This is a genomic window from Nonomuraea corallina (assembly GCF_027620315.1).
Taxonomy (GTDB): domain Bacteria; phylum Actinomycetota; class Actinomycetes; order Streptosporangiales; family Streptosporangiaceae; genus Nonomuraea; species Nonomuraea corallina.
The window spans coordinates 18,098-44,805 of sequence record NZ_JAPNNL010000041.1 but is presented as its reverse complement, the minus strand read 5'-3'; the positions used below and the strand labels follow the sequence as shown (position 1 = coordinate 44,805).

The window sequence follows — 26,708 nt, the reverse complement described above, 5'->3', positions numbered from 1 at the left end:
TCGGGCCGTCGTGCACCCGCTGGCCGTTGCGCAGCACGGTGATGGCGTCGCAGAGCCGGCTGACCTCGCCCAGCCGGTGGCTGACGAAGATGACGCCCGCCCCGGCCGCGACGCGGCGGCGGATGATGGAGAACAGCCCGTTCACCTCCTTCGGGCCGAGTGAGGCGGTCGGCTCGTCGAGGATGAGCAGGCGCCCGTCGCCCACCAGCGTCTTGGCCAGCGCCACGGTCGCCTGGTGGGCGGGGGACAGCTCGCGCATGACGGCGTCGAACGAGATGTCCAGTCCCCACTCCTCGAACAGCTCCGTGTACGCCTGCTCGCGTTCCTTGGCGCCGGCCAGCTCGGGGTGCAGGTAGCGGCCCAGGTGGAGGTTCTGCCGCACGCTGAGCGCCGGGACGATGGCGAGCTCCTGGTGCGCCAGGCGCACGCCGGCGGCCGCCGCCTCCCGGATGTTCCCCGGGCGCAGGGCGGCGCCGTCGAGCTCGAAGCCGCCCTGGTCCGGCCTGGCGAGGCCGGCGAGGATCTTCACCAGGGTGGACTTCCCGGCGCCGTTGGCGCCGAGCAGTCCGTGCACCTCACCGCGCTGGACGGTGAGATCGGCGCCACGCAGGGCCTGGACGAGGCCGTAGTGCTTCACCGCGCCCCGCACCGACAGCAGGGGCGCGGAACCGTCTCCCGCCGCCCGCGCGGCCGCGTGCTCTGTCGCCATCACGTTGACTCGCCTTCCTCGTCATGCCTTGCGTGGTCGCCTGAACGTCAGTTGAGAAGCTCCGGGTTCTCCTGGAGCGTCTGGTCGATGTTGTCCTTGGTCAGCAGGACGCTGGGCGCGGTCACGTTCTTGGTCTGCCACGACCCGCCGGCGTCACGCCATTCCTTGATCATTTCGACGATCTGCTCGCCGGCCTTGTCGACCTGGATCCACAGCACGCCGGTGGCGTAGCCGTCCTTGATGGCCTGGATCGCGGGCTTGGAGATGTCCCAGGTGTAGAGCTCGTATGGGCCGCGGCCGGCCTGCTTCTCGGCGGACACGGCGCCGATGGCGGCCTCGGAGAAGCACGGCCAGATGACGAAGGTGGTCTGCCCGTCGTCGGGGTGGGCCTGCAGCCAGGCGGCGGTGGCCTCCTGCGCCGACTGCTCGCCGCCGGGGATCTTCACTTCCTGGCGGGTGACGTTGACGTTGGACAGCCCGGAGAGCTTGGCGTCGAGGTCCTCGGCGCGGGAGCGGCAGGGGGCGCCGGGGGTGTAGCGAAGCTGGAGCAGCTCCACCTTCGGCTTGTCCTTGATGGCCTCGATCACCTTGTCGTTGACGTTGGCGGCGGCCACGAGCTCGACGGCGCCCGCCTCGCCGCCGCCGGCGACCCCGCCCGCGGTCGAGAAGACCGGGATGTCGGCGGCCTTCGCGGCGGCCAGGCCCGCCGCCAGCTGGTCGGGGGTGTAGGTCTGCACGATGATGGCGTTCACGCCGCTCTGCACGAGGTTCTGCATCGCGGAGATGGCCTTGGCGGGGTCGCCGTCGGAGTTGATCTCCGTGGTCTCCCAGCCGATCTCCTTCATCTTCTTCTGGGCCGCGGTGCGCTCGTTCAGCGCGGTGATCTGCGTGGCGTCCAGGGCGACGATGCCCACCTTGAAGGGGTCACCCTCCGCCGGGGCGCTGCCCGCCTGACCGGTGGAGGTGTCGGCCCCGCATGCGGCGACCAGGGCCGCCGTGACGCCCACAGCGGCGAGCGTGCGGATTCTGCTGAACCGACGGGTCGACTTTGCGATCACGTCTTCTCCTGTCTTGTTGCGTCGTACGAAGAGATGCAGTCGCATCCGAGCCCGACGTAGCGCTAAGCGGGACGTCGGCCGTTAGGTAAAGCCTCTTGTCCAACTCAGTGGACATATGACATCAGAGTGAGAATGGGATTTCAAGGGTGTTACAGGGGCAAGATATGGCGTTCTCGCAGGTGGGCGAGCCAGTACCGGATCGAGTCCTCGGTGGCCACGCAGTCATGGAAGCCCGCCTGCCGCACCTTGACCGTGCTGAGGAACTTCGGCGGCATGGGATCGTCCCTGCCGTAGGCGAAGCAGCGGTCCGCGTAGTGGTGGGACTGGCCGAGCAGATCCGGTAGGGGCAGCGGGCGCAGCCCCCGGGTCCGTACGATCTCCGCCCACACGTGCTCGTGCCGGGGGATGAAGTCCGCCAGCGCCCGGGGCGTGTCCGCCGCGGGCTCCACGCCGAGCTCCGCCGCGATCGCGGGCCACAGGTCACGCCATTCGAACACGTCACCGTTGGTGAGGTTGAAGGTCTCTCCCCAGGCCGCGGGCGACGTCCGGGCCCACGACAGCGCCGCGGCGACGATCCGGGCGTCGACCGCCTCCCAGACGTACGACCGCCCGCCAGGGAAGCCGAACGGGAGGCCGAGCCGCGCGCAGAGCGCCGCGTAGACCCCGATGACGGGGACCACGTTCATGGCCGAGCCGGTCGCCCCGCCGATCAGCATCTGCGGGCGGAAGACGGTGATCTCGAACCCGTGCCGCCCGGCCGCCTCCCGGAGGTAGTCCTCCTGCAGCCAGTAGAAGTTCGGATGGGGATCACGCGGCTCCCGCTCGCGGGAGGGGATCCGGCGCGGCGGGTGGACGTGGCCGCCGTACGCCTTCGCGCCCTGCATCAGGCTCACATGGCGGAGGGCCGGCCGGGGCGCCTGGACGAGTGGTTCGACGAGGTTCGTGAGCATGGCCAGGTTGGTCTGCATCTGGTCCGCTTCGAGCCATCCGGCCACCAGGCCCGGCTTCTCGAACAACGCCGCGTAGACCACGTGCGTCACGCCTTCCAGGCGCCCGAGGACGTCCCGGCACGCGGCCGCGTCCGTCAGGTCCACGGTGACGTGCCGGAGCCGGGGGTGCGGCTCCACGTCGGGAGGACGGCGCGACAGGGCGACCACGTCCAGCCCGTCGGCCAGGAACCGTTCGACGGCGGCCTGCCCGATGACGCCGGACGCGCCCGCCACGAGGACCGTCATGATCCGTCACCGGCGGCGATGAGGGTCTTCATCAGGCCCGCGGGCCCGCCGCCGAAGACGCGGCCGGGCGCCTCGCGCACCGGCACCACGTCGCTGACCAGCGCGTCGAGCGGCAGGCCCGCCGTCCCCATGAGGCTCACGGCGCGGGCCATGTGGTCGCCGGTGTAGACGCGGGACCCCACGAGCCGCTGCTCCTTGAACATCACCTGGGACATGGGCACCCGCGCCGGCCGGTCGGTCAGCGCGCCCACGAGGACGGTGCCGCGCGGTCTGGTGACCTCGGGCGCGGCCGCGTAGGAGGCGTCGGCGCCCGACACCTCGAAGCTGACGTCGACCCCGCCGGGCGCGCGGTTCAGGCACCACGCCGTCACGTCGGCGGCGAGCGGGTCGGTCACGGTCATGCCGAGCTCGGCCAGCAACGCCCGCCGGTCCGCGCGCGGCTCCGCGACCAGCACCGCGCCGGCGCCGGAGAGCCGGGCGACCAGGCCCAGGAGCGCGCCGATGGGGCCGCCTCCGAAGATCATGACTTTGTCCCCAGCCGCCACCCCGGCCCTGGCGACCATGTGCACCGCCACGGAGAGGGGCTCGGCGAGCGCCGCGACCCGCGAGGGGACGCCGTCCGGCAGCCGGTGGAGCCGGTCGGCGGGGACCGCGACGTGGCTCGCCGCGCCTCCGTCGCGGTCGATGCCGTACAGGCCGAGCGTCTCGCAGATGTGCCGGTGCCCGCGGGCGCAGGTGCGGCACACCCCGCAGCTGATGAGGGGTTCCACCGCCACCGGGTCGCCGGGCCGCAGGCCGGCCCGGTCCAGATCGCCGCCGACGGCGCGGCCGGCCATCTCGTGCCCGATGACCACGCCGGGCCGGACCCGGGCCAGGCCGCCGCGCACCAGGAGGTGGTCGGTCCCGCAGACGCCGACGTGGCCGATCTCCACGAGGACCTCGCCCCGGCCGGGCTCGGGGTTCGGCACGTCGCGGACTTCGACCGCGCCGGGACCGGCGTAGACCAGCGCCTCCATGGCGTTCCTCTCGTTGAGTCGGGCGATGACGAGAAAGCGTCGCAACCAGAACGCTAGATGTCAATGAGTAGGACTAACATTCGCTATATGAGACTGGACCGTTGTTGGATCTCATGAACTGAGAGCATGTTCCATTGACTGATTCTTGATCTTCGTTCATAGTGGGAGCGGGTAGCCCTGGATGGCTAAGCCGATGGCCCTGACACCACGTAAGGAAGCGACTGCATGCCGGCAAGTGAAGGCGCGCCCCTCACGACCTCATCGGAGCTGGTCGAGCGGATTCGCGAGCGCGCCCAGTTCGTCCGCCTCGAGACCGTCCGCCTGATCTCGATCGCCAAGACGGGGCACTATTCATCGACGTTCTCCTGCGCCGAGATCCTCGCGACCTTGTACTACGGGGTGCTGCGCCTGCGGCGCGGAGACCCCGCGTGGGCCGACCGCGACCGGTTCGTCATGGGCAAGGGCCACGCCGCCGTGGGGCTCTACCCGATCCTGGCCGACCACGGGTTCTTCGATCCCGAGCTGCTCGACGGCTACACCCGCCTCGGCAACCCGCTCGGCGACCACCCCGACATGACCAAGGTCCCGGGCTGTGACTTCAGCTCCGGATCGCTCGGCCACAACCTGTCCGTGGGCCTCGGGATGGCGCTCGGCGCCCGCATGACCGGGCGGGACTTCGACGTCTACGCCCTGCTCGGCGACGGCGAGCTGCACGAGGGTCAGATCTGGGAGGCCGCCGCGGCAGCCGGACACTACGGCGTCGGCAACCTGGTCGCCATCGTCGACCGCAACGGTTACTGCCTCGACGGCAAGGTCGACGACATCATCGCGATCGAGCCCCTCGCCGACCGGTGGCGGGCCTTCGGCTGGGAGGTCGAGGAGGTCGACGGCCACGACGTGCCGGCGCTGCTCGACACCCTGCTGCGCATCCGCGACCGCGAGATCGCCAAGCCCACCGCCGTCATCGCGCACACCGTCAAGGGCAAGGGCGTCGGCTTCATGGAACGGGACTTCGGCTGGCATCTGGGCTGGCTCGCCGAACAGGACGAGGCCGCCGTCGTCCGCGAACTGAAGGACGAGAAGTGGATCTGAACACCGAGAGCCTGATTCCCCTCGGCGCCGACGGCCGGCCGATGGCCGAAGGCACCTGGCACATCCCCAGCATGCTGCTCAAGTCGCCCGGCCTGCTCGCCCTCGGGGAGCAGCTGGGCGCCCTGGTCGACGAGGGCCGCCCCGTCGTCGTGCTCACACCGGACCTGTCGTACTCCAACGGCCTGTGGGCGTTCCGGGAGAGTCACCCCGACCGCTACCTGCAGCTCGGGGTCAGCGAGCAGAACTCGGTGTCCGTCGCCGCCGGCCTGGCCACCACGGGACTGCAGCCGTACGTCACCGGCTTCGCCTCCTTCCTGGCCCTGCTGTGCTGCGAGCAGATCCGCACCGACCTCGCCTACACCCAGCAGCCGGTCCGGCTCGTCGGCCACCACTCCGGCATCACCTTCGGCTTCTACGGCACCTCGCACCACGCCACCGAGGACATCGCGATCATGCGGTCGATCGCGAACATGACCGTCGTCGCGCCCGCCGACCACGTGGCGATGGGCGCGCTCATGAGGGCGTACGCCGACCACCCGCTCCCGGTCTACTTCCGGATGGGCCGCGGCCGCGAACCCCTGGTGTACCAGCCGGGCGACGAGCGGATCCAGCCCGGCAAGGCGATCGTGCACTCCCTGGGGGACGACCTCACCATCATCGCCACCGGCACGTCGGTCCACCCGTCCCTGGTGGCCGCCGAGGAACTGCGCGGCGCGGGCTACAGCGTGGGCGTGATCGACATGCATACGATCAAACCACTGGACGTGGCCGCCATCAGGGCCGCCGCCGAACGGTCGCGCGGGCTGATGACGGTCGAGGAGCACAACGTGTACGGCGGACTCGGCGGCGCGGTCGCCGAGACCCTGACCGACCACGGGATCGGCGTGCCCCTGCTGCGGCACGGCATCCGCGACGAGTACGCCCTCATCGGCCCGCCGACCCATCTCTACCGCCACTACCGCCTGGACGGGCCGGGTGTCGCCGAGGAGGCCCGCGCGTTCCTGACGTCAGGAAGGATCACCTCCGATGCCCGCTGAGTCACGACCCGTCGCGCTCGTCACGGGCGCCGCCCGCGGGCTCGGCGCCGCCATCGCCGCCAGGCTCGCCGGGGACGGATTCGACGTCGTCATCGCCGACCTGAACGCCGACGGCGCCGCCGCCACGGCGCTGACGGTCGCGGACGTGGCCGCGAAGGACGGCGGCACGGCCGTCGCCGCGCAGGCCGACGTCACCGACGACGACAGCGTCGCCCGGCTGCTCGACGAGGTGGACGCCCGCTTCGGACGGCTCGACGCGCTGATCAACAACGCCGGCGTGATCGCGCGGGCGCCGGCCGAGAACTTCCCCACCGAAGGCTTCATGCGGGAGCTCGACGTCCACCTCGGCGGCAGCATGCGCTGCTCCCGCGCCGCCTTCCCGCTGCTGGCCCGCAGCCCCCGGGCCGCGATCGTCAACCTGGCGTCGGTGGGCTCGACCTTCGGCCTGCCGCTGCGGCTCGCCTACACCACCGCCAAGACCGGCATCTCAGGACTCACCCGGGTGCTGGCGGTCGAATGGGGCGGGCGCGGTATCCGGGTGAACGCGGTCGCGCCCGGCTACATGGACACCGACATGTTCCGCTCCGGGCTGGCCCTGGGCGTCCTCGACGAGGAGACCCTGCTGCGGCGCACGCCGCTGGGCAGGTTCGGCACCCCCGAGGAGGTGGCCGACGCGGTGGCCTTCCTGGTCTCCCCGCAGGCGGCGTTCGTCACCGGGGTGGTGCTGGCCGTCGACGGCGGCATCACCGTCGACGGAACCTTCCACCGAGACTGACGTTCCCCGACCGTTGATCGGACAGTGTCACGCCACCACCAAGATAGGGTTCGTTCCATGAGAGGACAGGCTTCGCCAGGCGCTCCCTCTGCCGGTGACGGCGAGCCGGTCGGCCTGCTCGACAAGGCGTCCGCCATCCTGGAGATCCTCGCCCAGCGTGAGTGGGTCAGCGCGGCGGAGCTCGCCGAGACGCTGCAGGAGCCGCGCAGCACCATCCACCGGCTGCTGCGCAACCTGGCCGCGCTCGGCTGGGTCGAGTCCGGCACCCGCGGCCAGTGGGGCATCGGCCTCCACCTGTTCCGCCTCGGCTCCGGCGCCGTCCGGCGGATGGACGTACGCCGTGCCGCCCTGCCGCACATGCAGCACCTCCACGACGAGAGCGGCGAGACGGTCTTCCTGTGCATCCGGCGCGGCCTCGACGCCGTCTGCGTCGAGCGGCTCGACGGCCGCCGGGTGCAGAGCCTGGCCCTGCAACTGGGCGGCTCCATGCCGCTCCACCTGGGGGCCGGGCCGATGGCGATCCTGGCGTTCTCCCCCGAGGACGTCTATCGCGAGTGGCTGCTCGACTTCGCGGAGAACGGCGCGAAGGACGGCGGCACCGCGGCGGAGATCAACGAAGAGGTCAAGGTCACGCGCCAGCGCGGCTACGCCGTCTCCGACCAGAATGTGACACCGGGCATCGCCGCCGTCGGAGCCCCCGTGTTCAACTTCCGCAACGAGCTCGAAGGCGCCCTGTCCGTGAGCGGCCTGCGCGACGTCATCCTCGACCCCGCCAACCGGCTCGCCGAGCTGACCGTCGAGGCCGCCGAGCGGGCGTCGCGCGACCTGGGCTGGGCCCGCCCCGCCACCTGGTGGGGCAAGCCCCTGCCCTCCGACACCCACCGCTAGCCCGACCACCCCGCTGCCGCCCCCACCCGGCACCCCGCGTCGACCGCACCCAGCCCGGCACCGCCCGACCGTGCGCCGCCTGACCGTGCCCCGACCAACACCTGCGCCGACCAACACCTGCGCCGACCAACACCTGCGCCGACCAAATCCGTACGCCGACCGAGCCGTACGCCGACCGAGCCGTACGCCGACCGAGATCCGCGCTGACCGAGACCTGTGCCGACCGAGAGAGGAACGACCGTCATGACGGAGACACCTACCGCCGACATGATCCGGAGCGCCGCCGCGATCCCCTACCGCGGGCCGCTCCTGCCGAACACCGTGGACGACCTCGTGGAGCTCGGGGCGCTGGACGCCGAGTGCGACGAGCGCCTCTGGGTGCCGCAGGCGCCGGACGTGACGTTCCGTCCGCTCCTGCTCAGCCCGACGCAGGGCTACTTCGTCAACATCCTGCGGGTCAGGAAGTCCGGCATCCTGTCACGCCACCGGCACGCCGGCCCCGTCCACGCGACGACGCTCCGCGGCCGCTGGCACTACCTGGAGCACGACTGGTGGGCCGAGGAGGGCAGCTACGCCTTCGAGCCGCCGGGCGACATCCACACCCTGGAAGTGCCGGAGGGCGTCGAGGAGATGAGGACCCTGTTCCACGTCACGGGCGCGTACATCTACGTCGACCCGGACGGCAACCCCACGGGCGTTGAGGACGTGTTCTCCAAGATCGAGAACGCTCGCCGTCACTACGCCGAGGTAGGGCTGGGCGCCGACTACGTAGACCGTTTCATCCGCTAGGCAATTCTCTCCACGCCCTCGGACGCGCCCCTCGGACGTGCCCCCGGGCGTGACAGATCCGGACGCGGTATCCGTACGTGACATCCGGACGCCGCATCCGGACGCGCCCCCGGGGCGGTCCCGGACCGCGGTGCGCGTACCGGCGAGTCAGCAGTCGCAGCAGCACCCGTCGCCGGAGCAGTTGCAGCAGCTACAGCAGTTGCAGCACTCGCCGCAGCTGCTGCAGGGATCCCAGCCCGAGCAGTCGAAGCGCTGGCAGCACGAGTTCCCGTGCTCCTCGTCCCACGGCGGCCGGTACAGGCCGCACGTGCAGCAGGTCAGGGCGGCGCAGGCGAACGACAGCAGCCCGCCGGGGTCCCGCTTCGGCGGCCGTTTCCCGGGCGGCGCGCCGGGATGACCGGGGTCGCCGGGCGGAGCCTCCGGCGCCCGCCGGTCGCCGTGGGGGCCGGCGGTCGCGAAGGCGCGGGAGACCGCCCTGCCGGTCTCCCTGACCAGGAGGGCGCGCGCCAGGCCGGGACGTGCCAGGTCCAGTTCGTCCACGGCCGCGCCGAGCCTGGCCGCCGCGTCGTCGCAGTGCCGGCGTGCCTCGTCCAGCCCGGTGCCGGTGGCGGTCAGCGGGTTGTACGCGCCGGACGCCGTGTCGGCGGCCACGTCCTCCACCGCGTCGATCAGGTGGGCCAGCCTGCCGAACTCGCGCCCGGCCGTCTCCAGCGCCTCCCGGTTGTGCGGCTTGCCCGTGAGCACCGCGGTGTGCGCGAAGGCGGCGGCCACGGCGTCCTCGGTCGGCGCCGTCAGTTCCCGCAGCGCCGTCGTCCCGGCAGGGGATCGTTCCAGGACCGCCTGCCGGTGGGCCGCCCGCGTCAACGGGGCCGGGTCGAACCCCAGCGTGACGGCCGTGGCGGTCCCGGCCGAGTACCAGCGGCGCGCGAGGCGGCCCGCGCCGGCCGCCACCGGCCGCCGGGCGTACACGCCGTCCCGGTCCGCCACGTGGTCGCGTACCTTGCCCGCAGCCAGGAGCAGCGACACCGAGGCCGCCAGCCGCACCCCTTCCGCCTCCACCACGTCGGCGCCCCTGAACCCGCGCAGCGCGCACGCGCCCGCCCGCCGGCGGGGCGCGGACGCCGGGGACTGGGCCTCGGTGAGCACGGACACGAGCAGGCCGTCGTAGTTCGTCACCACGCGGGACAGGTGCCCGTGCTCGTCGCGCAGGGCCAGACAGAGCCCGCACAGATGCCCCATCCAGTCCGCGAAGAGGCCCTTGCACATGACGTGCCGACATGGGCGGACGATGCCGAACATATGTCCCCTTTTACGTGTATGGCGGGCCAACCGTAGCACCCGAGCGCCGTGCGGCTCGTCTATTCCGCACGGCCGATGCCCGGATCGTTCAGTCCCGTACGGACCAGGAATCCCGGCGCAGGGGGACGACGGTCGCGACCGCGATTTCCAGCGGTAGGGGCTCACTACGGGTCATGCCGCTTCAGCAGCCGGGGCAGGGCCGCCAGGGTGGCCGCGCCGGCGCCGCCGCCGCTGAGCAGGGCGCCCGGCCACGCGGCGCCGGTGGCCAGGACGAGCGCGCAGGTGATCGCGGCGATCAGGATCGCCAGAGTGAGCGTGAGCAGCTGACAGGTGGTGAACATGGGGTCCTCTTCCCATTCAGGCGCGGTCGTCGGCCCAGAAGTCGATGAGTTCGTCGGGGGTCAGGTCTTCCGGGCGCGCGGCGGGCGGCGTGCGCCCGGTCGCGAGCACCCAGGTCGTCAGGAGCGTGATCAGCAGGTGCTCGTCCGCCGGGCAGGGGGCGTCGGCACGGTACGCGAAACTCGGCGGGCGAGCCGTGAACAACGTCATGGGGCGACGGCCTTTCCTGGAACGGCGGTGAACGTCCTCACCGTGGCGGGCCGGGGAGGGGCCGGGCCAGCGGCTCAAACGGGTTCGGACGAGGCCGGAGAAGATCGGAAAAAGGCGCCGACGGGGGAAAGGCGATGCGCGATCTTACGATCTCATCCGGATTTTTCCGGATTTGCCGGGAAACGCGCCGTCCAAGGCGCGCGCACCCCGCACCGGCACCGGCATGATCAGCGGATTCAGGGCCGGGACCGCGCTGGGACCGCTGAGCCGGGTACCCCCTGGAGTGGCAACTGATACCGGACGAGATGGAAATGGGAGAACCATCCAAGCTGGGGGATTTTTTCTGTAAATATGGCGACATCTGTCGCCGACACTTCCAAGGACGATGACCGAAACCCCTGCGGGCAAGTTCCACGCCGCCTTCATTGCCCAGCTCAAAGAGCTGCGAGAATCGGCCGGCCAGCCGAGCTATTCCGAGATGAACCTGTTGTCACGCGCACTGGACGTCCCCAAGGAGCTGCCCGCCAGCACGCTCAGCGACATCCTCAACTGCAAGCGGGAACGCCTCCCCGACTGGAAGCTGGTCGCCTCCTTCGTGATGGTGTGTCATCGCCACGCCGCGCAGACGGGTCTGCCGGTGGACCGCCTCGGCACGCTGGAGCAATGGCAGAGCCGCTGGGCCGCCGCGAGGAGCGAGCAGCCGGGGCCACAGGTGACCGGCTCGTTCGACCTCTACCGGACGCCCGCCGACGAGGCCGAGCGGCGCACCTCCAGAACCGTCGCGTACCTGGTGCGCCGGGCGGCCGAGGGCGGCTCCGAGCCTGCCTTCCGGCTGGCGATCGTGCACGCGCTGGCGGGCGAGGTCGCCGCGTCCCGGTACTGGGCCCACATCGCGGTCCGCCGCCGCCATCCCGGCGCCGAGTCCTTCGCCGGTGATCAGCCCCCGTTGACGCTGGCGGCTGACCTGGCCTTCGGCTACGGCCAGGCGTACGAGCGGGAGAGCACGACCAAGCACGACATCGCCAGGTTCTACTACAAGCTCGCCGCCGACCACGGCCACCCGGGCGCGGCCGAACGGCTCCGGGCGCTGCGCTCCGTCCCGTTCGGCAAGCTGCTCCCCGCGCCCGTCCGCCCCCAGCCCCTGCCCGAAACCGGCCCCTGACGCCCGCGTCCCACGCTGACGGCCGACGTCGCGTGCCCGTTCCCCGGGTACGCCGTACAGTCGAGGCATGCCCGAGCGCCGTGTCGTCGTCGTCGGTTATCCCGCCGCGCAGTTACTCGACATCGCCTGCGTGACGTCCGCGCTGCAGAGCGCGAACTGGCGCGGGGCGAACCCCGCCTACGAGATGGTCCTGGCCACCCTCGGCGGACACCCCATCACCTGCGCCAGCGGCCTGACCTTGCAGGCCCACGAGGCCCTCGAACACCTGAGAGGCCCGCTCGACACGCTCGTCGTCTCCGGCGGCATCGGGTGCATGGCGGCGGCCGACAACCCGCTGATCATCGCGCACGTCCGCCGTCTGGCCAGGGAGAGCCGCCGCGTCGCGTCGGTCTGCACCGGGGCGGAGATCCTGGCCGAGGCGGGCCTGCTCGACGGTCGGCGGGCCACCACCCACTGGGAGTGGGCGCCGCATCTGGCCACCAAGTACCCGAAGATCCAGGTGGACCCCGACCCCATCTTCATCCGCGACGGCGAGGTCGCCACCTCGGCCGGGGTGACCAGCGCCATCGACCTCACCCTCGCCTTCATCGAGGAGGACCACGGCCCCGAGGTGGCCCGGGGGGTCGCCCGCCATCTGGTCACCTACCTGCAGCGGCCCGGCAACCAGGCCCAGATGAGCATGTTCACCGCCGCGCCCCCACCCGACAACAGCCTGGTCGAACGGGTCATGCGCCACATCGTCGCCAACCTCGCCGGTGATCTGACCACGTCCACCCTGGCCGCCGGCGCGGGGGTGAGCGACCGTCACCTGACCAGGCTGTTCCTCAAGCACGCGGGCCTCACCCCCGGCAGGTTCATCCGGCACGCCCGGACCGAGGCCGCGGCCCACCTGCTGGCCTCCACGTCCCTGCCGGTGGCCGTGGTGGCGGCCCGGTGCGGCTTCGGCACCGCCGAGACGCTGCGCCAGGCGTTCGTCGACCGCTACGGGGTGCCGCCCTCGCACTACCGGATGACCCAGTCCTCCGCGACGGAGCGCGCCCCCGCCTGACCGCTCTCTCCAGGGGGAGGTTCACAGCTCGGGACGGGCGGCGGGCCGGACGCCGAGGAGCGTGTGCGCGCCGAGCAGTACGGCCGCGCTGACCCACACCGAGACGGTGGAGCCGCCGGAGAGCTGCGCCACCATGGTCACCGGGAAATCGTCGTGCGTGGCGGACCCGAAGGACAGCGCGTTGAGCAGGAACGCGGGCCAGGAGCGCCAGCAGGCCGTACGGGATGACGCCCGTGGGCGGGGGGTGGCCGTCGGCGGCGGGATCGGACACGCCGTCAGCGTGTCACACGCCGCGTCCCTCCGGCACGGGACCGGTGTTCCGGACGGGCGGGACGCCCGTCCTCCGGGCCCGCGGGCCCGGTCGGGCCGGCGCGAGGGGCCGCGATCTCCGGCGTCCTGGGACACATCCGGTCCAGAACCAAGTACGGTTCACGCAACGGGGATAAGAAAAGGTGATATTTCATGGTGCCTACCGACCCATCGCTCGAGTCGACGTCGGTCTGCCTGGAGGACGAACTGGCCCGCTGGGCGTCGTTGAGCGGCATAGCGGTGGAGACGTGGGCGCTCCCCGATGACGGCCTGCCCGCGGACGTCGACGCGGTCGTGCGGCCGGTGATCCGCGCCGTACTGGCGGAGTTGGAACAGCACGGGCTGGCCCGTAGGGTCGCGATCGCCCTGACCGTGAGCCCGGCCCGTGTGCGCCTGACGGTCAGCGACGACGGCGCGGGGATGCCGGTGGCGGGGCTGGAGGCGCGCCTGGCGGCGGGCCGCGCGGCGTTCGCGGCCATGGGCGGCTCGCTCACCGTCAACAGCGTGCCGCAGGAGGGCACGACGGTGAGCGGCGTCATCCCGCGCGGGTCACGGAAGAAGGGCTGACGCGGCGGCGGTTCACCAGTCACCGCGGTAGAGCTGGCCGCGGACCGCGCCGCCGGGGAACTGCTTGGTGTGCAGGTTGACGTACCAGTTCTTCGGGTTGTTCCAGATGCGGCGGCTCAGCGCGGGGGCGGCCGGCGCGCTGCCCGCGACGCCGTTGACGCCGGGCGGCAGGCCCTTCTTGGCCTCGAAGAAGGGCACGGCGACGGGCCCGTTCCTGCCCTTGGGCGCGCGGTGGACGTGCGCGGCGACCGGCGCGCCGATCCGCTTCCACGCGGTGGCGAACCAGACGCGCCTGCCCTGCGGCTGCACCAGCCATCCGGCCCGCCCGTCGCGGTCGCCCACCTTGGTCCCGGGCGCCGCCACCTCCTGGCGGCCGTCGGCCCGCGTGGTGAGCGTCCTGCCGAACCCGTGCGCCAGCACCGACTCCAGCTCCACCGGGCGGATCCGGTACAGCTGGGCCCGCACCGCCCCGGCGGCGTGGTCGGCGTTGTGCAGGTTGGCGTACCAGTTGCCGGGGTTGGCGGCGATGCGGTGGAGCAGTTGGAGGTCCGCGACCCGGACCGTGCCCTTGACGGCGTGCAGGCCGGCCGGCAGGGCCTGGCCGAAGAACGGCACCTTGACCTCGCCGTTCTCGCCCGCCCGTCCCCGATGGATGTGGAACCCGCTGGGCGCGCCCAGCTTGTGCCATCTGATGGCGTAGTCGACGCGACGGCCGTGGATCCTGAACACCGCGAGGGCGCGGCCGTCGGGGTCGCCGGCCTTCGCGCCCCGGCCCGGCACCTCGTTGGCGCCGGTGAGCGCCGCGGCCAGGTAGACGGGGGTGACGGCCTGGGCCGTCACCGGGCTGAGCGAGGCGGCGATCAGAGCGGTGGCGGCGGCCAGGCCGGGAATCACGAGGGTGCGCTTGTCCATCTTGACCCTTTCGGTGGTCTCTGTGGCGTGGTACGGCCCGCCGCGCCGCGGAGTTCAACCGCCGGAGTGAGGAAAAGTACGCACTCGCCGGAGATCGTCCGGCGGGGTTCCCGGGCGAGGAGGCTGTGCCGCAGCTGAGGGAATTGCGGAACCGTCATGCGCCAGTCATTTTCCGCTATCGATATTTCCATCTCCGACTTTCCGCCCGAAGTCTAATTTTGGAGTGCAAGGCCAAAAAGGAGGCCATTACCGGTTTTGAGAAGGGCTTCGCCGATCACTCCAGGAGAGGGGCTTCGCCTCGATCGGACGGCTCGGTGATCGGCAAGGTCGTCCACCGGTTCCCGCGGACGCGGGAGACCCGGGGCGGGCTCCGGCACCCCGGTCCGGCAAGGAGGAGTGATGGCTGACACGCCGCGGATGGGCCGCGCCCTGGCCTTCGTCGGGGTCGGCGGCGGCATCGGCGCGGTCGCCCGGTACCTGCTCACCGAGGCGCTGCTGGGGGCGTCCCACCCGCTGCCGTGGCCGACGCTGATCGTCAACACCCTGGGCTGCCTGCTGATGGGCCTGCTCACCGCCGAGCTGACCCGGCACCCGCTGCACCGGCAGCCGGTGAAGATGCTGCTCGGCACCGGGTTCCTGGGCGGCTTCACCACGTTCTCGCACTACGTCGACGGGGTGCGCGAGCTGACCGTGGACGGCACGCCCGGCTGGGCCGCCGTCTATCTGGTGCTCAGCGTCGTGCTGGGACTCCTGGCCGTCCGGGTCGGCATGTCGATCGCGGGGAGCCGGAAATGATCACTGTCCTGGTCGTCTTCATCGGCGGCCTGGCCGGCGCCCCGACCCGCTGGCTGGTCGACTCGTCCGTCAAGAAGAGGTTCGGCTCGGCCCTGCCGTGGGGGACGCTCACCGTCAACGTCCTCGGCTCGGCCATCCTCGGCTTCCTGATGGGGCTGTCGTCGGTCGACGCGCTCTCCCACACCGTGCTGTCGCTGATCGGCACCGGCTTCTGCGGCGCGCTCACCACGTTCAGCACGTTCAGCACCGACACGTACAAGCTGCTCACAGCCGGATCGACCGGCAAGGCGCTGGTCAACATCGGCATGAACCTCGTGGCGGGTCTCGCCGCGGTGAGCCTGTGCTACCTGCTCGGCAGGGCTGTGGCGGGATGATCGTGGTTATAGAAATCATCATTTAATGGGCGACTTTTCTTATGGTTGTCCTGCTAAATGGTATTTGCGCTTTAGCAGGGACTCGCCGGGGAATGTTGCCGCTCGTCGCATCATTCGAACCGGAAAGACAGGGGCGGGCATGTGAATGTCAAGGCAGCCGAGCTGCCGCCCGCGATAGCCCGTGGTGTCAGCCAGGTCGATTTCCAGACCGATTACCGGACGGCTCTCTGCTTCATCGTCGCGCTGTTCGTCGGAGGCTGGCAGTTCGGGGTCTTCGGCCTGCTCGGCGCCGCCGTGGCCACGCTCACCGCCGTGGTGCTCGGCGTGTCGTCCGATCGGGTGACCGGCGGGCTGGAGGGTTTCAACGGGACGCTGATCGGCGTCGCGCTCGTGCTGTACTTCGACGTCCACTGGATCACCGTGCTGCTGGTGATCATCGGCTCGATCATGGGAAGCGTGCTGACCTCGGCGCTCGTCGCGCTGCTGGCCCCGTACAACCTACCGACCTTCACCGCGCCGTTCTGCGCGGTCACCACCTTCCTGGTGATCGGCGCCCCGGTGTTCGAGCGGATCTGGCGCGGGCGCAGCATGGCGCCGCCGCCGTCGGCCGCCTACCCGGGGCGCGAGCTGACGTTCACCGACCTGTGGCAGGGCCTGTTCAACGGGATCGGCCAGGTGTTCTTCCAGGGCAAGTGGTACGTCGGACTCATCTTCCTGATCGGCCTGTGGTTCGGCGGCCGGCTCGTGGCCCTGGCCGCGCTGCTCTCCAGCGCCATCGGCATCGTGGTGGCGATCGTGCTCGGCGCGCCCGCCGCCGACATCGGCGCCGGACTGTACGGCTACAACGCGGTGCTCACCGGCATCGCCCTGACCGGGACGTTCGTCGTCCTGTCCCGGCTCGGCGTGCTGTACGCGGTGGCCGGGGCGGTGTCGGCGACCGTGCTCACGGCGTTCGTCACCGACTTCTTCGAGCCCGTCGGCGGACACACCCTGACCTGGCCCTTCGTCATCGCCACCTGGATCTTCCTCGCGGCAGTGCCGGCGTTCTCCGGCCTGCGGCGCAGTCCCACCTAAGGAGAGCTGATGAACCTAGCCCCACGTGAACTCGACAAGCTGTTGATCTACGTGGTCGCCGACCTGGCGTCCAAGCGGCGCGAACGCGGTCTCAAGCTGAACTACAGCGAGGCGGTGGCTCTGATCAGCGCCGCCGTCCTGGAGGCGGCCCGCGAGGGCAAGACCGTCGCCGAGTGCATGGAGCTCGGCAAGAACGTCCTCGACGCCGGAGACGTCATGCCCGGCGTGCGCGAAATGCTCAAGCTGATGCAGGTCGAGGCGTCGTTCAAGGACGGCTCCAAGCTCGTTTCCTGCCACGACCCCATCGGCGGCTGACCTCGCCACCAGACCAGAAAGGACCGGTTCGTCATGACGGACACGGACAGGGTCGTCTACGCCGACGGCTCGATCGAGATCAACGCCGGGCGGCGGACGGTCAGGCTGACCGTGCGCAACACCGGCGACCGGGCCATCCAGGTCGGCTCGCACTTCCACTTCTTCGAAGCCAACCGGGCGCTCAGCTTCGACCGTGAGAAGGCGTACGGCATGCACCTGGACATCCCGGCGGGCACCGCGGTCCGCGTCGAGCCGGGCGACACCCACCAGGTCGATCTGGTCGAGTACGGCGGCGGCCTGCGCGTCGTCGGCTTCGGGGGCCTGGTCAACGGCGGCCTGCGGACCCGCGACGCGCACATCCGCGCGACGCGGCTGCTGGAGGAGCTGGGCTACGCCAACGAGCCGGAGCCGTCGGCCACCGTCCAGCCGCCCGGCGGCGGCAAGGCGGGCAAGGCCGGCAAGGCGGAGAAGCCGGCCGGATCCAAGAAGTCTCCCAGCAAGAAGAAGGGCTGACACCGATGGCCACGATGAGCCGCGAGCAGTACGGGAGCATGTTCGGCCCGACGGTGGGCGACCGGGTCCGCCTGGCCGACACCAACCTGGTGATCGAGATCGAGAAGGACCATACGGCCGGCCACTACGGCGACGAGGCCGTCTACGGCGGCGGCAAGACCATCCGCGACGGCATGTCGTCCGACCCGCTCTCGCAGAACGCCACCATCGCACTCGACCTGGTGATCACCAACGTGGTCGTGCTGGACCCGATCCTCGGCGTCGTCAAGGGCGACATCGGCATCAAGGACGGCAAGATCGTCGGCATCGGCAAGTCCGGCAACCCGCACACCCAGAACGGCGTGGACCGCCGGCTGGTGATCAGCGCGGGCACCGAGGTGCTGGCGGGCGAGAACATGATCGCCACGCCGGGCGCCATCGACCCGCACGTCCACCTGATCACGCCGCAGCAGGCCCAGCACGCCCTCACCAACGGCATCACCACGCTGATCGGCGGAGGCACCGGCCCCACCGACGGCACCCGCGGCACGACCTGCACGCCGGGCCCGTGGAACATCGGCCGGATCCTCCAGTCCGTCGAAGGGCTGCCCATCAACATCGGCATCATGGCCAAGGGCAACTCGAGCCTGCCCGCCGTGCTGGCCGAGCAGATCGAGGCCGGGGCGTGCGTGCTGAAGGTGCACGAGGACTGGGGATCCACCCCGTCCGTGGTGGACTGCGCGCTGCGGGTGGCCGACGACTTCGACGTCCAGGTGGCGCTGCACTCCGACAGCCTCAACGAGGCCGGCTACCTCGAGGACACGATCAGCGCCATCAACGGCCGGGCCATCCACACCTTCCACACCGAGGGCGCGGGCGGCGGGCACGCGCCCGACCTGATCCGCATCGCCGGAGAGCCGAACGCGCTGCCGTCCTCGACGAACCCGACGCTGCCGTACACGATCAACTCGGTGGACGAGCTGCTCGACATGGTGATGGTCTGCCACCACCTCAGCCACGACATCCCCGAGGACGTGTCCTTCGCCGACAGCCGGGTGCGCGCGGAGACCATCGCCGCCGAGACGGTGCTGCAGGACATGGGCGTGATCAGCATGTTCTCCTCCGACTCCCAGGCCATGGGCCGCGTCGGCGAGACCTTCACCCGCGCCTTCCAGACCGCGCACCACAACAAGGACCAGCGCGGCAAGCTGCCGGAGGACTCCGAGCGCAACGACAACTTCCGGGTGCTGCGCTACCTCGCCAAGCTGACCATCAACCCGGCCAGGACCGTGGGCATCGCCGAGACCGTGGGCTCGCTGGAGGACGGCAAGCTGGCCGACATCGTGCTCTGGCCGTTCACCTCGTTCGGCGCCAAGCCCGCGCTCGTGATCAAGGGCGGGCTGATCAACTGGGCGCAGATGGGCGACCCGAACGCCTCGCTGCCCACGCCGCAGCCCGTCTACTACCGGCCGATGTTCGGCGCGATGGGCATGGCGCAGCGCAAGTGCAACGTGACCTTCCTGCCGGACGCCGCGATCGCCGCCGGGGTGCCGGAACGGCTCGGCCTGCAGCGGCTGATCGCCAAGGTCCGCCACACCCGTACGGTCGACAAACGGCACATGGTGCGCAACTCGGCGCTGCCCAGGATCACCGTGGACCCGGAGACGTTCAAGGTCATGGTCAACGGCGAGCACGCGACGATCGAGCCGGCCAGGGAGCTGCCGCTGAACCAGCTGTTCTTCCTGGCATGAGCCTGCTCGCCCAGCTCCAGCTCGCCGACTCGGCCTTCCCCGGCGGCCTGTACACGCTGTCCCACGGACTGGAGGCGTACACGCAGGCCGGGCCGGTCGACGTCGGCGAGCTGCTGGAGGACGTGCTGCTGCACGCGGCGGGCCCCGGCGACGCCACCGCCCTGGTGCTCACCCACCGGGCGGTGTCGGCCGGCGACTGGGACGCGGTCGTGGAGACCGACCGGCGGCTGCACGCGATCAAACTCAACCGGGAGATCCGGGCCGCCGCCACCAGGACCGGTAACCAGGTCCTGCGCACGGCGGCCCTGGTCTTCCGCACCCCGGAACTCGCCCGGCTCGCCGAACTGGTCGAGACCGGCCGCACGCCGGGCAACCACGCCGTCGTCCTCGGGGCCGCGCACGCCGGGCTCGGCGTGCCGGTGGAGGGCGCGGTGACGGCCGACCTGTACGCGTTCGCCGCGAGCTGGGTCAGCGCCGCCGTCCGCCTCGGCCGGCTCGACTTCCGGCAGGCGCAGGCCACGCTGTACGCCGCGGCGGGCGCGATCGAGCGGGCCGCGGCGCAGGCGCTGGCCGCCGCGGGCCCGTACGACCTGCACGCCGCCGCCCCGGTCGCGGACACGATGAGCGCCGTCCACGAACGGGCGGAGGCCCGGCTGTTCACCACCTGAAAGGCAGCACGACATGGACCATCACCACCACCATCACGACGCCCACCCCGCCGTGCGGCCCGAGCTGGAGGGCGTGTTCAAGGTCGGCGTCGGCGGCCCCGTCGGCTCCGGCAAGACGGCCCTGATCGAGGCCCTGGTCCCCATCCTGATCGAGCGGGGTCACAGCGTCGGCGTCGTCACCAACGACATCTACACGCAGGAGGACGCCGACCACGTCAAGCGCACGCTCCACGGCGTCCTGGAGCCGGAGCGGATCGTGGGCGTCGAGACCGGCTCCTGCCCGCACACCGCCGTCCGCGACGACCCGACGATGAACCTCGCCGCCGGCGCCGAGCTGATCCAGCGCTTCACCGACATCGACACGCTGCTGTACGAGAGCGGCGGTGACAACCTCACGCTCACCTTCAGCCCGGCCCTGGCCGACGTGTACGTGTTCGTCCTGGACACCGGCGAGGGCGACAAGATGCCGCGCAAGCGCGGACCGGGCATCACGAACTCGGACCTGCTGGTCATCAACAAGATCGACATCGCCCCGTACGTGCGCGCCGACCTGGAGGTGATGGCCCGCGACGCCGACCGCGTCAGGGAGGGACGCCCGGTGATCCTCACCGACTCGCTGAAGGGCACCGGGGTGGAGGCGGTCGCCGACTTCATCGCCGGCCGCAGGCCGGTATGCTCGCCGACCGCGTAGACCGGCTGGCGGCCGGCCACTACACGATCACGTCGATCCCGCACGCCGTGGCCCGCTACGCCGAGGGCCCCTACACGGGGCTCCCGGTCGGCAGCCCGGGCAAGGTCGGCCTGCTCGACCTGGCCTTCGAACGGCGCGGCGGCCGCACCGAGATGACGGCCCACTACCAGAAGACGCCGCTGCAGATCATGCGGCCGCTCTACTACGACCCGGCCCGCCCGGACATGCCGTATGTGATCGTCATGGCCGCGGGCGCCGGAGCGCTGCAGGGCGACCGCTACCGGATCGACCTGAACTGCGGCGCGGACGCGGCGGTGCACGTGATGACGCAGGCCGCCACCAAGATCTTCCGGATGGAGCAGGACTACGCCAGTCAGCTCGTCACCATCACGGCGGGTCCCGGCGGCTACGTCGAGTATCTGCCGGACGCGGTGATCCCGTTCGCCGAGTCGCGCTTCTACCAGCGCACCGAGGTCACGCTCGACCCCACCGCCACCGTGATCCTCGCCGAGACCATGCTGGCCGGGCGGCTGGCCCGCGGCGAACGGCACGACTACACCGCCTACTGCAGCGACCTGGAGGTCCGCCGCCCCGGCGGCGAGCTGCTGTTCGCCGACCCGATCAGGCTCGTGCCCGCCCTGACGCCGGTCACCGGCCCGGCCGTGTTCGGCGACCACGGCGTGCTCTCCACCCTGTACGTGATCACGTCCGCGGTGGACGCCGCCGAACTGGCGGACACGATGCACCGGGTGGTGGCCGCCGGCGGGCTCACGGGCGGGGCCAGCACGCTGCCGAACCGGGCGGGCGCCTGGGTGAGACTGCTCGGCCCTGAGTCGCCGCAGGTCATCACCACCCTGAACCGGCTGTGGGACGCCGTCAGAAGGGCGATCATCGGCAGCCCGGCGCCCGACAGGCGCAAACCCTGAACATCGCCGCCAGATGGGCCGAGCGGCTATGGGAACTGCTCCGGCCGGTGGGCAAGCCGGACGTCCCGGCCGGGTTGACGGCCGGCGTGCTGATGGTGGTGCCGCTGCTGGTGGGCGCCGGGCTGGGCCGGACCTCGCTGGGCGCGGCGGTGACGTTGTCGGCCACGCTCATGCTGTTCCCGTCGCCGTACCCGCTGCGCCTGCTCATGCTCGTGCGGGGGGCGGCCGTCACCGCGGCGGGGGTGTTCGTCTGGCTCGTCGCCGCGCAGCCGTGGCTCGTGGCGGCCGGCGTGACCGCGGCGGCCGTCGCCGGGGCGTTCTGGCCGGTCCTGGGTACCACGGGCGCGCTCGCCTGCCTGTTCGTCGGCATCATGGACGACCCGGGCGTCGGCGTGCCCGGCCTGGCCCAGCTCATCGGGGCGGTGTGGGCCGCGCTCGCCGTCCTGCTCCTGGGCCGGCTGTCGGTCAGCGTCCCGCCGTCACGCCTGAGCCTCGCCACCCGGGCCCGCCACGCCGGGCGGCTCGGCCTGCTGGTCGGTGTGTCCATGTCGATCATGGCTCTGCTCGGGATGCGCGTCTCCGGGGGGCACTGGGTCGTCACCGCCATCCTCGTCACGCTGCGGCCCACGCCGGCGGGCATGGGCACCCGCTACGCCCAGCGGATGCTGGGCGGCATGGTCGGCAGCGCGCTGGCGGCTCTCATCCTGATCAGCCACCCGTCCACGCTGGTGACCGCCTTCTGCGTGGGCGCCGCCGGGGCGCTGGCCCACACGTACCGGGCGGCGAACTACGCCTACTGGTCGATCTGGATGCCCGTCATGGTCCTGCTGCTCGCCGACTTCGGCCATCCGGAGCCGTGGACCGCGTCCATCGTCAGGCTGGCCATGAACGTCGCCGGAGGGCTCGCCGCGATCCTGGCCGTCCGCTACCTGTGGCCGGACCCGGCGGCTCCCGCCGGCACCTCCTCCTTCTGACGGACCCGCGCCGGCCGGGCCTTCTCATCCCCGGGACGACGATCTAGCATGCGGGGGCGCGGCCGAGCGGAGGCCCGCGTGCCGGCCTCTCCGGCGCGACCCCCTAACTGACGGAGCGATCAGTGCAGCTCATGCGCATCGGCGCGCCCGGCGCCGAGAAGCCCGTGGTCCGCGTGGACGAGACCCACTACATCGACGTCTCCGACGTCACCCCCGACTTCGACGAGCGGTTCTTCGCCGCGGGCGGCGCCGCCCCGCTGACCGCCCTGCTGACCGACCGCGTGGCCGGGGGCGAGGCGCGCGCGTTCGCGGGGGAGCGGATCGGCGCCCCCATCGCCCGCCCGCACCAGATCCTCTGCATCGGACTCAACTACCGCGACCACGCCGCCGAGACCGGCCAGCCGGTGCCCGACGAGCCGATCCTGTTCACCAAGTCGCCCAACACCCTCGTCGGCCCGTACGACGACGTGCGCATCCCGCGCGGCGCCACCAAGACCGACTGGGAGGTCGAGCTCGGCGTCGTGATCGGCCGCCGCACCTCCTACCTCGGCTCCGCCGAGGAGGCCCGCGACGCCATCGCGGGCTACTGCGTCGTCAACGACGTCAGCGAACGCGCCTTCCAGATGGAGCGCGGCGGCCAGTGGAGCAAGGGCAAGTCCGCCGAGACGTTCAACCCCGCCGGGCCGTGGCTGGTCACCCCCGACGAGATCCCCGACGTGCGCGATCTCGGCATGTGGCTGGACGTCAACGGCGTACGCCGCCAGACCGGCACCACCAAGACCATGATCTTCGACCCGTACGTCATCGTGCACTACCTGAGCCAGTTCATGGTCCTGGAACCCGGCGACCTGATCAACACCGGCACCCCGCCCGGCGTCGGCATGGGCCACGACCCGCAGATCTGGCTCCGCCCCGGTGACGTCGTCGAACTCGGCATCGACGGCCTCGGCAGGCAGCGCCAGCGGGTCGTGGGACCCCGCTAGCGCGCGCTCTGGTGCTGACCGGAGCCGGGAAGAGTAACCTGGGCCGGTGTTCTCGCCCCGGGGTCCGTCTCTGCGCGAACTGATGGTCCAGGCGCTGTCGTCGGTCGAGCGCGGCTACGACCTGCTCGCCCCGACGTTCGACCACACGCCCTTCCGGACCCCCGACGTCATCCTCGACGCGACCGCCGACGCGCTGCGTCCGCTCGGGCCGTTCGGGCGAGGGCTGGACGTGTGCTGCGGCACCGGCGCGGCGATGCGGGTCCTCACGCCGCTGTGCCGGGAGGCGACCACCGGCGTCGACTTCAGCGCGGGCATGCTCGCGCGGGCCCGCGCGGCGCACCCCGACGCCGGGTGGGTCCAGGCCGACGTCCGCGCCCTGCCCTTCGCCGGCGCCTTCGACCTCGCGGTCAGCTTCGGCGCGCTCGGGCACTTCCTGCCCGCCGAGCGGCTCGCCCTCTTCTCCGAGGTGCACCGCGCGCTGCGGCCGGGCGGCCTGTTCGCCTTCCCCATCGGCGCGCCGCCGCCCGTCACCTCGGCCCGCTACTGGGCGCTGCTCGGCTTCGACGCGGTCATGCGGGTGCGCAACGCCGTGTGGCGCCCGCCGTTCGTCATGTACTACGGCACCTGCCCGCTCAGCGCGGTCCGCGACGACCTGGAGGCGGCCGGCTTCAGCGTGACGACCGTCCCCCTGACGGCGCTGGGCCGGCGCGAGGACGGCGGCCCGCGGTGCCGGCTCGTCCTCGCGCGCAGGACCTAGCGCGCCGCGGCGACGGTCACGGCTTGGTGAGCCGGATCAGCATGCCGTCATGGTCGCTGTAGGACAGCCCGTACGTGCTCCGGCTGACGAACGAGAAGTCGTTGCTGAAGATGACGTGCTGCACGTCCCCGTCGCCCTTGCGGGTGTTGCCGCCCGGTACGCAGTTCTGCGCGTTCTCCGGGTCGGAGGTGTCGTACTCCAGGTTGAAGTCGCCGCCGACGACGGTCTTGCCGGAGATCCCCTCCTGGGACCTGATGTACGGCACCGCGTCGAACGTCAGGGCCTTGCACTGGGCCAGCGCGATCGGCTCGCTGTTCGCGCTGAGGTGGGTGGCGCAGGCCAGGTGGTCGCCCACCGCGTACGCGCAGGCGAACGTGCGCACCTCGTTGCCGCTGTCCTGGGTCGGGTACGCGCCGACCCAGCCGTTCGCCCCCTGCCACAGGCCCGCCGGGACCCGGCCGAGCACGGCGTTGCCGAACGTGCCGCCGTTCGTGCAGGTGATCGGGTTGCCCGTCGGCTTGTCGAGCGCCGGGTAGAAGACGTAATAGGTCCAGTCGTCGGGCCAGGCCTCGGCGAGTGACGGCTGGAGGTAGTTCGGCAGGTCGATCGAGCAGATCTCGTTCAGCGTCACCAGGTCGGGGGCGAGGTGGTAGATCAGGTCGCCGCCCTCGTAGATCGCCCGGCCGCCGGCGTAGCACTTGGCCTTGCCGCTGTTGCACAGGTTGAGCTGGAGCGCGTGGAACGACCGGGCGGCCTGCGTCCTGGCCGCCCCTCCGGGGCGAGCCGATCTGGCCTGGCCGCTGCGGGCGTTCGCCGTCAGCGCCGCGGCCCTGGCGCCCATGGGGGCGACGCTCCGCGCGGACTGCGGCTTGACCTGGACGGGATCGGCCTGCTCACCGCGGACGCTGTTCGCGGCGCCCGGCGAGGTCATGGCGAGGACGAGGGCGAACGCCGCGGCGAGGGCGGCCGGGAGACGGCGGACGGATCGAGGGTGCGCGACTTTCACGTGCACTTCCTTCACGTGTCGGGAAATGACGGTGATGATCGAAGAGCCTCCCCATGGTGATCCTTTCGGCGGACGGGTGGAAGGGCCTTTCCGCTCCACCGAAAAGCTGACAAATGCCCCAAATCTGCTTGACTGCCGAATCGCCGCCATGGTGTCGTTCGCATGACAAGACCTGTCAACAACGGGGGCGGAATGGGGACGCTGAGGATCCATTTCCACGCTGAGGACCTCACCCGCGTCACTCTCGCCGACGAGCCCGACCCCCTCTGGGAAATGATCCTCACCAGGTTCCGCCTCCGGGACCGCGCGCGCTCACCGGCCTTCCAGCCCTGGTACGAGGACCTGCACGCCGACCCCGCCGCCACCTCCCGGATGCGGCGCGGCGCCCGCCTGCTCGACACGCTCGTCCCCGCCGGCCCGTACTTCCCCGACTTCCTCACCCCGTACGAAGGACACCGCGGGCTGGAAAGCGGCCTGACCGCGCTGCTCCGCACCCCCAGACCCCGCCTGACCGCCGAACTGCGCCAACTCGCCCGCCACCGGAACCTGCCCGGCTGGGTCCGGCCCATCGCCGAAGGCAGCGCCCCCGCGCTCACCAGCATGGAAACGGCCCTGCGCGACTACCACCAAGCGGCCGTGGCCCCCTACCGCGAACTCGCCGGCTCCGCCACCGCCGCCGACCACGCCAGCCGCGCCCGCGCCCTCCTCACCGGCGGCGTCGAAGGGCTGTTCGCCGGGTTCGCGCCGCTCCTGCGCTGGCGGCCCCCCGTCCTGGAGACCGAGTACGTCATCGACCAGGACCTCATCCTCGGTGGACGCGGCCTGCGGCTCGTGCCCTCGTACTTCTGCCTGCGAACCCCGCTCACCCTCGCCGACCCCGACCTCCCGCCCGTGCTCATCTACCCCATCGACCAACGGCACCGGTGGCGACCCGAGGCGACCCGCCGTACCAACCTCACCGCGCTGATGGGCGCGAACCGATCAGCCGTCCTGCACGCCCTCGGCCGCAGCGCCACCACCACCCAACTCGCCCGCATGCTGCGGATCTCACCCGCCGCCGCCAGCCGCCACACCACCGTGCTGCGCGAGGCCGGCCTGATCGACACCCACCGCGACGGCCCCGCCGTCCTGCACACGCTCACCTCCCTCGGCACGGCACTCCTGGAAGGCACCGCCGACCACCCATGAACCGGCACCACTCCTCTGCACGCCGGGGTGACGGAGCGGCAACGCGAGACGGGTGGTGCGCGGGCGCCGTGACGGGGTAGGGGCGGACACGGGGGAAATCGTGTACATGGCAGGTCGCCAGATCATGCACAATAAGGCGAGAGCGCCCTTAGCTCAGCTGGATAGAGCACCGGACTTCTAATCCGACGGTCGCAGGTTCGAATCCTGCAGGGCGCGCCTGTATCACCGCTGTGACCTGCGGGTTTTCGGAGGCTCTGAAGCCGGCAGCC

At 71.4% G+C, this 26,708-nt stretch carries 30 protein-coding genes and 1 tRNA gene; 22 read left to right on the top strand and 9 right to left on the bottom strand.

The features are described from left to right. The 4 genes from OUY22_RS13325 to OUY22_RS13310 form a co-directional block, all read right to left on the bottom strand. Nucleotides 1-709: ATP-binding cassette domain-containing protein (locus OUY22_RS13325; RefSeq protein WP_270155212.1), on the bottom strand; the 709-nt coding region annotated here is incomplete at its 3' end. Between the two features lie 47 nt (nt 710-756). After that, on the bottom strand, nt 757-1,767 hold the full coding sequence (locus tag OUY22_RS13320; protein WP_270155211.1) for a sugar ABC transporter substrate-binding protein: 1,011 nt from the start codon (nt 1,765-1,767) through the stop codon (nt 757-759). 149 nt (nt 1,768-1,916) lie between these two features. Continuing rightward, on the bottom strand, nt 1,917-3,002 hold the full coding sequence (locus tag OUY22_RS13315) for an SDR family oxidoreductase (protein ID WP_270155210.1): 1,086 nt from the start codon (nt 3,000-3,002) through the stop codon (nt 1,917-1,919). Next, nucleotides 2,999-4,063 carry a zinc-dependent alcohol dehydrogenase gene (locus OUY22_RS13310; RefSeq protein ID WP_270155209.1) on the bottom strand — a complete coding sequence of 355 codons (1,065 nt, stop codon included), beginning with the start codon at nt 4,061-4,063 and terminating at the stop codon, nt 2,999-3,001. Before OUY22_RS13310 ends, OUY22_RS13315 begins: the two co-directional genes overlap by 4 nt. A 180-nt stretch (nt 4,064-4,243) precedes the next feature. Between OUY22_RS13310 and OUY22_RS13305 the strand changes: the two genes are divergently transcribed. From OUY22_RS13305 to OUY22_RS13285, 5 genes are all read left to right on the top strand, one after another. Next, nucleotides 4,244-5,110, top strand: coding sequence for a transketolase (locus tag OUY22_RS13305; RefSeq protein ID WP_270155208.1), 867 nt, complete (start codon nt 4,244-4,246; stop codon nt 5,108-5,110). Next, nucleotides 5,101-6,147: a transketolase family protein gene (locus OUY22_RS13300; protein ID WP_270155207.1), complete on the top strand. Its 1,047-nt coding sequence runs from the start codon at nt 5,101-5,103 to the stop codon at nt 6,145-6,147. Before OUY22_RS13305 ends, OUY22_RS13300 begins: the two co-directional genes overlap by 10 nt. After that, nucleotides 6,137-6,922 (top strand): SDR family NAD(P)-dependent oxidoreductase, encoded by a 786-nt coding sequence (locus tag OUY22_RS13295; protein WP_270155206.1) that lies wholly within the window; start codon nt 6,137-6,139, stop codon nt 6,920-6,922. The genes OUY22_RS13300 and OUY22_RS13295 overlap by 11 nt, the downstream gene beginning before the upstream one ends. Before the next feature lie 57 nt (nt 6,923-6,979). Continuing rightward, nucleotides 6,980-7,810, top strand: coding sequence for an IclR family transcriptional regulator (locus tag OUY22_RS13290; RefSeq protein ID WP_270155205.1), 831 nt, complete (start codon nt 6,980-6,982; stop codon nt 7,808-7,810). 243 nt (nt 7,811-8,053) lie between these two features. Further along, entirely contained in the window at nt 8,054-8,599 is a 546-nt protein-coding gene (locus OUY22_RS13285) for a 2,4'-dihydroxyacetophenone dioxygenase family protein (protein WP_270155204.1), read from the top strand. Between the two features lie 147 nt (nt 8,600-8,746). Here OUY22_RS13285 and OUY22_RS13280 read toward each other — a convergent pair whose 3' ends face one another. The 3 genes from OUY22_RS13280 to OUY22_RS13270 form a co-directional block, all read right to left on the bottom strand. Then, entirely contained in the window at nt 8,747-9,898 is a 1,152-nt protein-coding gene (locus OUY22_RS13280; RefSeq protein ID WP_270155203.1) for a DUF5685 family protein, read from the bottom strand. 164 nt (nt 9,899-10,062) lie between these two features. Further along, nucleotides 10,063-10,239 (bottom strand): hypothetical protein, encoded by a 177-nt coding sequence (locus OUY22_RS13275; RefSeq protein ID WP_270155202.1) that lies wholly within the window; start codon nt 10,237-10,239, stop codon nt 10,063-10,065. A 16-nt stretch (nt 10,240-10,255) separates the two neighbouring features. Continuing rightward, nucleotides 10,256-10,447: a hypothetical protein gene (locus tag OUY22_RS13270; protein ID WP_270155201.1), complete on the bottom strand. Its 192-nt coding sequence runs from the start codon at nt 10,445-10,447 to the stop codon at nt 10,256-10,258. Nucleotides 10,448-10,832: 385 nt separating this feature from the next. On the opposite strand from OUY22_RS13270, the gene OUY22_RS13265 reads away from it, so the two are divergent. From OUY22_RS13265 to OUY22_RS13255, 3 genes are all read left to right on the top strand, one after another. Beyond that, entirely contained in the window at nt 10,833-11,609 is a 777-nt protein-coding gene (locus OUY22_RS13265; RefSeq protein ID WP_270155200.1) for a hypothetical protein, read from the top strand. Nucleotides 11,610-11,676: 67 nt separating this feature from the next. Further along, a complete protein-coding gene (locus OUY22_RS13260; RefSeq protein WP_270155199.1) occupies nt 11,677-12,657 on the top strand; it encodes a GlxA family transcriptional regulator in 981 nt (326 codons plus the stop codon). A 462-nt stretch (nt 12,658-13,119) separates the two neighbouring features. Continuing rightward, on the top strand, nt 13,120-13,533 hold the full coding sequence (locus OUY22_RS13255) for a sensor histidine kinase (RefSeq protein ID WP_270155198.1): 414 nt from the start codon (nt 13,120-13,122) through the stop codon (nt 13,531-13,533). A 12-nt stretch (nt 13,534-13,545) separates the two neighbouring features. On the opposite strand, the gene OUY22_RS13250 is transcribed toward OUY22_RS13255, so the two are convergent. Continuing rightward, entirely contained in the window at nt 13,546-14,445 is a 900-nt protein-coding gene (locus tag OUY22_RS13250; protein ID WP_270155197.1) for a CHRD domain-containing protein, read from the bottom strand. Nucleotides 14,446-14,844: 399 nt separating this feature from the next. On the opposite strand from OUY22_RS13250, the gene crcB (OUY22_RS13245) reads away from it, so the two are divergent. The 12 genes from crcB (OUY22_RS13245) (at nt 14,845) to OUY22_RS13190 (ending at nt 24,245) form a co-directional block, all read left to right on the top strand. Then, on the top strand, nt 14,845-15,240 hold the full coding sequence (gene crcB / locus OUY22_RS13245) for a fluoride efflux transporter CrcB (protein ID WP_270155196.1): 396 nt from the start codon (nt 14,845-14,847) through the stop codon (nt 15,238-15,240). Beyond that, entirely contained in the window at nt 15,237-15,614 is a 378-nt protein-coding gene (crcB, locus tag OUY22_RS13240) for a fluoride efflux transporter CrcB (RefSeq protein WP_270155195.1), read from the top strand. The genes crcB (OUY22_RS13245) and crcB (OUY22_RS13240) overlap by 4 nt, the downstream gene beginning before the upstream one ends. Nucleotides 15,615-15,755: 141 nt before the next feature. Then, on the top strand, nt 15,756-16,688 hold the full coding sequence (locus OUY22_RS13235; protein WP_270155194.1) for an urea transporter: 933 nt from the start codon (nt 15,756-15,758) through the stop codon (nt 16,686-16,688). 9 nt (nt 16,689-16,697) lie between these two features. Continuing rightward, entirely contained in the window at nt 16,698-17,003 is a 306-nt protein-coding gene (locus tag OUY22_RS13230; RefSeq protein WP_270155193.1) for an urease subunit gamma, read from the top strand. 33 nt (nt 17,004-17,036) lie between these two features. Beyond that, the gene (locus OUY22_RS37000; RefSeq protein WP_270155192.1) at nt 17,037-17,516 is read left to right on the top strand and encodes an urease subunit beta; all 480 of its coding nucleotides are present in this window, start codon (nt 17,037-17,039) and stop codon (nt 17,514-17,516) included. Between the two features lie 5 nt (nt 17,517-17,521). After that, entirely contained in the window at nt 17,522-19,246 is a 1,725-nt protein-coding gene (ureC, locus tag OUY22_RS13220) for an urease subunit alpha (RefSeq protein ID WP_270155191.1), read from the top strand. Next, on the top strand, nt 19,243-19,914 hold the full coding sequence (locus OUY22_RS13215; RefSeq protein ID WP_270155190.1) for an urease accessory protein UreF: 672 nt from the start codon (nt 19,243-19,245) through the stop codon (nt 19,912-19,914). The genes ureC and OUY22_RS13215 overlap by 4 nt, the downstream gene beginning before the upstream one ends. A gap of 13 nt (nt 19,915-19,927) precedes the next feature. Beyond that, nucleotides 19,928-20,605 (top strand): urease accessory protein UreG, encoded by a 678-nt coding sequence (ureG, locus tag OUY22_RS13210; protein WP_270155189.1) that lies wholly within the window; start codon nt 19,928-19,930, stop codon nt 20,603-20,605. Beyond that, entirely contained in the window at nt 20,587-21,531 is a 945-nt protein-coding gene (locus tag OUY22_RS13205; RefSeq protein WP_270155188.1) for an urease accessory protein UreD, read from the top strand. The genes ureG and OUY22_RS13205 overlap by 19 nt, the downstream gene beginning before the upstream one ends. 47 nt (nt 21,532-21,578) lie before the next feature. After that, nucleotides 21,579-22,505, top strand: coding sequence for an FUSC family protein (locus tag OUY22_RS13200; protein WP_270155187.1), 927 nt, complete (start codon nt 21,579-21,581; stop codon nt 22,503-22,505). A 122-nt stretch (nt 22,506-22,627) separates the two neighbouring features. Beyond that, a complete protein-coding gene (locus tag OUY22_RS13195) occupies nt 22,628-23,488 on the top strand; it encodes a fumarylacetoacetate hydrolase family protein (protein WP_270155186.1) in 861 nt (286 codons plus the stop codon). A 46-nt stretch (nt 23,489-23,534) separates the two neighbouring features. Beyond that, on the top strand, nt 23,535-24,245 hold the full coding sequence (locus tag OUY22_RS13190; RefSeq protein ID WP_270155185.1) for a class I SAM-dependent methyltransferase: 711 nt from the start codon (nt 23,535-23,537) through the stop codon (nt 24,243-24,245). A 16-nt stretch (nt 24,246-24,261) separates the two neighbouring features. Here the strand turns inward: OUY22_RS13190 and OUY22_RS13185 are convergent, their stop codons facing one another. Then, nucleotides 24,262-25,251, bottom strand: coding sequence for an endonuclease/exonuclease/phosphatase family protein (locus OUY22_RS13185; protein WP_270155184.1), 990 nt, complete (start codon nt 25,249-25,251; stop codon nt 24,262-24,264). A gap of 162 nt (nt 25,252-25,413) precedes the next feature. On the opposite strand from OUY22_RS13185, the gene OUY22_RS13180 reads away from it, so the two are divergent. After that, the gene (locus OUY22_RS13180; protein WP_270155183.1) at nt 25,414-26,439 is read left to right on the top strand and encodes an ArsR/SmtB family transcription factor; all 1,026 of its coding nucleotides are present in this window, start codon (nt 25,414-25,416) and stop codon (nt 26,437-26,439) included. Nucleotides 26,440-26,581: 142 nt separating this feature from the next. Beyond that, a tRNA-Arg gene (locus OUY22_RS13175) sits at nt 26,582-26,655 on the top strand. Nucleotides 26,656-26,708 lie beyond the last annotated feature (53 nt).

Coding starts and splice junctions, on each gene's coding strand:
- OUY22_RS13280 (WP_270155203.1), bottom strand. CDS start 9,898: ATGTTCGGCATCGTCCGCCCATGTCGGCACGTCATGTGCAAGGGCCTC.
- OUY22_RS13315 (WP_270155210.1), bottom strand. CDS start 3,002: ATGACGGTCCTCGTGGCGGGCGCGTCCGGCGTCATCGGGCAGGCCGCC.
- OUY22_RS13230 (WP_270155193.1), top strand. CDS start 16,698: ATGAACCTAGCCCCACGTGAACTCGACAAGCTGTTGATCTACGTGGTC.
- OUY22_RS13290 (WP_270155205.1), top strand. CDS start 6,980: ATGAGAGGACAGGCTTCGCCAGGCGCTCCCTCTGCCGGTGACGGCGAG.
- OUY22_RS13285 (WP_270155204.1), top strand. CDS start 8,054: ATGACGGAGACACCTACCGCCGACATGATCCGGAGCGCCGCCGCGATC.
- OUY22_RS13265 (WP_270155200.1), top strand. CDS start 10,833: ATGACCGAAACCCCTGCGGGCAAGTTCCACGCCGCCTTCATTGCCCAG.
- OUY22_RS13295 (WP_270155206.1), top strand. CDS start 6,137: ATGCCCGCTGAGTCACGACCCGTCGCGCTCGTCACGGGCGCCGCCCGC.
- ureG (WP_270155189.1), top strand. CDS start 19,928: ATGGACCATCACCACCACCATCACGACGCCCACCCCGCCGTGCGGCCC.
- OUY22_RS13205 (WP_270155188.1), top strand. CDS start 20,587: ATGCTCGCCGACCGCGTAGACCGGCTGGCGGCCGGCCACTACACGATC.
- ureC (WP_270155191.1), top strand. CDS start 17,522: ATGGCCACGATGAGCCGCGAGCAGTACGGGAGCATGTTCGGCCCGACG.
- OUY22_RS13180 (WP_270155183.1), top strand. CDS start 25,414: ATGACAAGACCTGTCAACAACGGGGGCGGAATGGGGACGCTGAGGATC.
- OUY22_RS13260 (WP_270155199.1), top strand. CDS start 11,677: ATGCCCGAGCGCCGTGTCGTCGTCGTCGGTTATCCCGCCGCGCAGTTA.
- OUY22_RS13275 (WP_270155202.1), bottom strand. CDS start 10,239: ATGTTCACCACCTGTCAGCTGCTCACGCTCACTCTGGCGATCCTGATC.
- OUY22_RS13250 (WP_270155197.1), bottom strand. CDS start 14,445: ATGGACAAGCGCACCCTCGTGATTCCCGGCCTGGCCGCCGCCACCGCT.
- crcB (WP_270155195.1), top strand. CDS start 15,237: ATGATCACTGTCCTGGTCGTCTTCATCGGCGGCCTGGCCGGCGCCCCG.
- OUY22_RS37000 (WP_270155192.1), top strand. CDS start 17,037: ATGACGGACACGGACAGGGTCGTCTACGCCGACGGCTCGATCGAGATC.
- OUY22_RS13305 (WP_270155208.1), top strand. CDS start 4,244: ATGCCGGCAAGTGAAGGCGCGCCCCTCACGACCTCATCGGAGCTGGTC.
- OUY22_RS13270 (WP_270155201.1), bottom strand. CDS start 10,447: ATGACGTTGTTCACGGCTCGCCCGCCGAGTTTCGCGTACCGTGCCGAC.
- crcB (WP_270155196.1), top strand. CDS start 14,845: ATGGCTGACACGCCGCGGATGGGCCGCGCCCTGGCCTTCGTCGGGGTC.
- OUY22_RS13215 (WP_270155190.1), top strand. CDS start 19,243: ATGAGCCTGCTCGCCCAGCTCCAGCTCGCCGACTCGGCCTTCCCCGGC.
- OUY22_RS13255 (WP_270155198.1), top strand. CDS start 13,120: ATGGTGCCTACCGACCCATCGCTCGAGTCGACGTCGGTCTGCCTGGAG.